Origin of the sequence: Streptococcus rupicaprae (genome assembly GCF_040545225.1) — a bacterium.
Lineage (GTDB): Bacteria > Bacillota > Bacilli > Lactobacillales > Streptococcaceae > Streptococcus > Streptococcus rupicaprae.
The window spans coordinates 1-1,028 of sequence record NZ_JBEPLO010000060.1 but is presented as its reverse complement, the minus strand read 5'-3'; the positions used below and the strand labels follow the sequence as shown (position 1 = coordinate 1,028).

General features: G+C 43.4%; 1 protein-coding gene. It reads right to left on the bottom strand.

Annotation, left to right across the window (positions count from 1 at the left end; genetic code table 11):
- Positions 1–19: 19 nt before the first annotated feature.
- Complete coding sequence (locus ABID29_RS12270; protein ID WP_354366436.1) at positions 20–970, bottom strand: IS30 family transposase; 951 nt, start codon at positions 968–970, stop codon at positions 20–22.
- Between the last annotated feature and the right edge of the window lie 58 nt (positions 971–1,028).

Here is a 1,028-nt window from a genome sequence, read left to right as displayed (position 1 = left end):
GCCAAATTTCAAGTCCAAGTTAGCCAGTTGTTAAAACTTCTCTAGGCGTCTTGTAGTTTAGTAGTCGTTTGGGGTAATGATTGATCCATCTCTCAATCTGAGCAGCCAGTTTTTTGGTCGCCCCTCTTGTTCCCTTAGGCAGAAACCGTCGAATGAGCCGATTATGATTCTCATTGGTTCCCCTCTCCCAAGAACAATAAGGATGGGCGTAGTAGATGTTCTCCTGGCTAAAGACCTCACTCAATCTGGCAAACTCTGCCCCATTATCGGCTGTGATAGACTTAATGTCATATTCCTGTAAAATGCTCAACACGGCGTCATTAACCGCTTGTGCTGTCTTGTTTGGTAAGTAACGAATGATTTCATATCTGGTTTTTCTATCCGTCAGAGTGAGAAAGCAAGGCGCTTTAGCCCGTTCCTCAACCACCGTATCAATCTCATAGTGCCCACTCTCCAGTCTCTGATTGATAGCTTCAGGTCGCTCATCAATAGACTTCCCAGCAGGTTTAAAGTCAGGACTAGCCGTTTTCTTGAGTGCTTTCGTTTTTCTTGGATACAACATATCCATCTTGCTCAACCCCAAGTGTCCTGTATAAATCCAGTAGTAAATAGTAGAAGTTGGGACATTGACTTTGCGCTTTGATATCATCTCAGGAGACCATTTCTGCTTGATGTAGTGGACAATCGTTTCCTTGGCTTCTTTAGTGAGAGTGACAGGTTTACGGCAGTTCTTTCGGTTAATCTCATAGATGTCCTGAGCCCTATCTGCCCGATAAACCTTCTCAAACTTCCCCTGACGGACTTGTTGGAGAACCAGACCTTGCTTGATCTCATTATTTATCGTTTGTGGAGCCTTGCCTAAGAGGCCAGCAATCTCACGATTGGATTTGCCTTCTTGTTTCCAACGTTCAATTAAACGACGGTCTGCTATTGTCAAATGTTTACCTTTTGGTGTATAATGGTCTTGCATCTCTATGTCCTGTTCTTGTGTTTTCGTCGACTACAAGTATAACATAGAGGTGTTTTTT